The sequence below is a fragment of the Asticcacaulis biprosthecium C19 genome (assembly GCF_000204015.1).
Taxonomy (GTDB): domain Bacteria; phylum Pseudomonadota; class Alphaproteobacteria; order Caulobacterales; family Caulobacteraceae; genus Asticcacaulis; species Asticcacaulis biprosthecius.
Genome location: NZ_GL883078.1, coordinates 265,121 through 269,241 on the forward strand (window position 1 = coordinate 265,121; position 4,121 = coordinate 269,241).

At 65.3% G+C, this 4,121-nt stretch carries 4 protein-coding genes; all 4 read left to right on the forward strand.

What is annotated here, in order from left to right:
* Positions 1-91 precede the first annotated feature (91 nt).
* Genes ABI_RS11785 through ABI_RS11800 form a run of 4 tightly spaced genes read left to right on the forward strand, consistent with a single transcriptional unit; the run spans position 92 to position 4,094 of the window.
* Positions 92-1,384 (forward strand): amidohydrolase family protein, encoded by a 1,293-nt coding sequence (locus tag ABI_RS11785; protein ID WP_050808280.1) that lies wholly within the window; start codon positions 92-94, stop codon positions 1,382-1,384.
* Positions 1,377-2,156, forward strand: a complete 780-nt coding sequence (locus ABI_RS11790; RefSeq protein ID WP_006273213.1) for an alpha/beta hydrolase — start codon at positions 1,377-1,379, stop codon at positions 2,154-2,156. The genes ABI_RS11785 and ABI_RS11790 overlap by 8 nt, the downstream gene beginning before the upstream one ends.
* Complete coding sequence (gene mhpA / locus ABI_RS11795) at positions 2,153-3,667, forward strand: bifunctional 3-(3-hydroxy-phenyl)propionate/3-hydroxycinnamic acid hydroxylase MhpA (RefSeq protein WP_006273214.1); 1,515 nt, start codon at positions 2,153-2,155, stop codon at positions 3,665-3,667. The genes ABI_RS11790 and mhpA overlap by 4 nt, the downstream gene beginning before the upstream one ends.
* Positions 3,660-4,094, forward strand: a complete 435-nt coding sequence (locus ABI_RS11800) for a GlcG/HbpS family heme-binding protein (protein ID WP_006273215.1) — start codon at positions 3,660-3,662, stop codon at positions 4,092-4,094. The genes mhpA and ABI_RS11800 overlap by 8 nt, the downstream gene beginning before the upstream one ends.
* The last annotated feature ends 27 nt before the right edge of the window (positions 4,095-4,121 follow it).

The following is a 4,121-nucleotide window of genomic DNA, read 5'->3' on the forward strand; positions in this document are numbered from 1 at the left end:
ATATGGGCCGATTGAATTATCGCCGCCCCCCGACTTCGTCCATAAAAATGCTGACAACAAGACGGTACCCGCAATGTGCCGCTAGCAGTGGATGAAGCCCGTGAAGCGTATTTTGTTCAAAAACGTCCGTATTTTCGACGGTTCGGGCAGCGACCTGTTCCCCGGCGAAGTCCTCATCGAAGGCGACCGCATCACCAAGGTCGCCAAACGACCCGATGGCCTCTTCGCCAAACGCGACCCGAAGATCAGCGAAGATGGCGCGGACGTCATCGACGGTGGCGGCGCCACCCTGATGCCCGGTATGACCGAGGCCCACGCCCACATTACCTGGCCGTCCTCAACTGAGCGCTTCGTGCCGGAATTCGTCCTGCCGATCGAGGAAATGATGATCGTGACGGCGCAAAACGCCCGCATCCTGCTCGATTCCGGCTTTACAAGCGCCTACAGCGCCGGCGCCCTGTCCGAGCGCATCGAGGTCGTTATCCGCGACAATATCGACAAGGGCTACCTGCCTGGCCCGCGTCTGCGCGCCTCAACCCTGGAACGCAGCCCCGACGAAGACGAAACCGCACCCGGCGCGGTCAATCACGGCCGCGGCCCCGACGCCATGCGCAATTTCATCAAAAAATGCAAATCCATGGGGATCGATCAGGTCAAGCTGGTCCTGTCCGGCGAAGACGCCCTGCATCCGGGCAGTTCGCACCATCTGATGTGCACCGAGGAAGAAGCTCAGGCCGCCGGTCAGGCCGCTCGCGAAGTCGGCATCCCCCTGTCGGCTCACGCCCAGGGCAATGACGCCGTCAAGATGGGCATGCGCGCCGGCGTCCGCGTCATCTATCACTGCACCTATGCCGACGCCGAGGCCGTCGACATGCTGGTGGCACGCAAGGACGAGATCTTCATGGCGCCGGCCATCGGCGTCATCGTCGCCACCCTGGAAGCCAATCCGCCACCGCACATCGACATGTCGTCGATGAAGGAGATGGCCAAGCCGGTCATCGAAAAGGCCAAGGTGCTGATTCCCGAGCTGAAACGCCGCGGCGTGCGGGTGCTGATCGGCGGCGATTACGGCTTCCCGTTCAATCCGAACGGTACCAATGCCCGCGACCTTCAGCATTTCGTTGACCTGTTCGGCTATACGCAAAAAGAAGTCCTCGTCGCCGCCACCAAGCTGGGCGGCGAGTTGATGGAACTGGAGATCGGCCAGATCAAGCCGGGCTTCCTGGCTGATATCCTGCTGGTCAATGGCGACGTGACCCGCGACGTCCGCCTGCTGCAAAACAAGGCCAACCTGCTGGCCATCATGAAGGGCGGCAAGTTCCACAAATGCACCCTGCCCGGCCGTACGCCCGCCGCCGTCCCCACGCGGGAAGAGCATGCCTGAGACCCTTATCCTCGACCCGACGCGCAACGTCAGCGGCGACCTGTATCTGCCTGAAGCGACGGGACCGCATCCTGTCCTGGTAGCCGTTCATGGCGGCGGCTGGCGGCGTGGATCGCCAAAGGCCATGGCGCAATGGGGCCGGTTTTTTGCGCAGCATGGCGTGGCCGTTCTGGCCGTCAGCTATCGGTTGACGACCTCAGGTCCGGTGTGGCCGGAGAACCTGAACGACGTCCTGGCGGCGCTACGCTGGGTCCAGGCGTCCGGCGCGTCGCACGGCCTCGACCCGAACTGTGTCGGCTTGTTGGGCGCCTCGGCTGGCGCCCATCTGTCGGCCCTTGCCGCCCTCACCAACCCGCCGCGCGTGCTGATCGGCGTCTATGGCTGCTATGATTTACTCAACCTTTGGCAGGCCGACCTGATCAAGAACCTGACGGCCGCCGAAAACCCGACCGTCCGCATGCTGGGCGGGACGCCGCTCGACGATCCGAGACGCTATTTCGAGGCCTCGCCGATCAGCCATGTTTCCCACGCCGCGCGGTCCCTGCGGGTACAGTTGATCCATGGCGACCACGACGACGATATCGACGTCAGCCAGACCCAGGCCTTCGCCCTGCGCCTGCGTCAGGCCGGGGCCTTGGTGCAAACCGTCATCGTCCCCGGCGCCGGACACCTGTGGTTCTCGTCTGAAGACATGACCGATCCGACCAGCCACTGCGCCTACGTCGCCCCCCGCCTTCTCGCCTTTGTAAAACAGTTCCTGGTGACCCCATGATCGCTTCTGACACGACCGACTTCGATGTGATCATTATCGGCTGCGGCCCGGTCGGCGCGACCGCCGCCAATCTGCTGGGCCAGGCCGGCCACCGCGTCGCCATCGTCGATCAGTTCACCGATGTCTTCACACTGCCGCGCGCCGTCCATATCGATCACGAGATGATGCGGCTGTTCCAGAACCTTGGCCTGGCCGAAACCCTGCTGCCGCACATGCGCGAGACCCAGGGCCATATGCACCTGGGCGCCGACGGCGATGTCATCCGCTATATGGGCAGCGCAGGTAAGCCGCGGCCCTATGGCTGGGCCAACGACTACTTCTTCTACCAACCGGAGCTCGAATCCGCCCTGCGCGATGGTTTCCGCCGCTTTGGCAATGTCGCGTTCATCCAGGGCGTACGCGCCACCGTCGAAGGGACCACGGTCGCTTCCGGCGACCGGATTTTCCGGGCTCGCTACATCATCGCCTGCGATGGCGCCCGCAGTCCCACCCGCGAGTCGCTTGGCATCTCGCTCGACGACCTGCTGTTCGAAGAATCCTGGCTGGTGGTCGACGCCAATGTCGACGGCCCAATCAGCTTCCCGGCCATCCCGTCCCTGCCCGCCGACTCCGACCCGCAGCAGCTTTCGATCATGACCTGCGATCCCAGGCGCCCGGCGACCATCGTCCCCGGCCGCGGCGCCCATCGCCGCTGGGAGTTCATGCTCCTGCCCGGTGAAAGCGAAACCGCCATCGTCGAGCCCGCCTCGATCCAAGCCCTTATCGGCCCATGGCTGAAGGGCTGCCGCTACGACATCGTCCGCACCGCCACATACCGCTTCAACGCCCGTGTCGCCAGACAATGGCGTCAGGGGTCGGTCTTCCTGGCCGGAGACGCCGCCCACCAAACCCCGCCCTTCTTCGGCCAGGGCATGTGCCACGGCCTGCGCGACGCCGCGAACCTCTGCTTCAAGTTGGACCTGGTCCTTCGCGGCCACGCCTGCGACGCCCTCCTCGACACCTACCAGCCCGAGCGCGAGCCGCAGGTCCGCCATGTCATCGGCGCCGCCGTCGCCGCCGGCCGCTATATCTGCGAGCTCGACCCGGACAAGGCTGCCGAGCGCGACGAAACCCTGCGCCGCCGCCAACGCGAAGGCCAGGACATCGCCACCGCCGCCGACTTGATCGCGCCCTATACAAACGGCCTCGTCGCCCCAGGTGCCGGCGAGCGCTTTATCCAGCCTCGCGTCGCCAACGGGCTACTGCTTGACGACGTCATTCCGCCCGGCTTCGTCCTGCTGACCCGGCGCAGGACCGACCACCCGCTGCTCAGCCGCCTCGGCATCGCGCAACACACCATTGACCCAACCTTCGACACGACCGGCGCCTTGACCGCAGCCCTGGACCAACACGACGCCCAAGCCATCCTGCTGCGCCCCGACCGCTACGTCTTCGGCTGGGGATCAGCTTCTCACCTGCTCGACCTGTTGAGCGCCCAACTTGCCCCTCAGGAGCTGCCCCTCCATGCCTGATCTCAGCCTCAGCCACGCCCGCACGATTATCGCGATCGCGCTGAAAACCGCCCGTGACACTAATCTGTCGCCCTTGGCGGTCACGGTCCTAGACGCCGGCGCACGCCCGGTTGCCTCGGAGCGCGAAGACGGGGCCGGTTTCCTGCGGCTGGACATCGCCCATGCGAAAGCGGCCGGCGCCATCGGCATGGGCTACGGCACACGTGACCTGGCCAAGCGGGCGGCGGGCAATCCCGGCTTCTACGCCGCGTTATACGCCGTCAGCGACGGCGGCATGGCGCCGTCTCCGGGCGGGGTTTTGCTGCGCAATCCTGCGGGCGAAGTCATCGGCGCGGTCGGCATCAGCGGTGACACGGGCGACAACGACGAACTCTGTGCGGTGGCGGGCTGCACCGCCGCCGGCCTCGCCTTCGATACGGGAGCGTGAACATGCAAAGCGCCGGTCTGTTTTTCC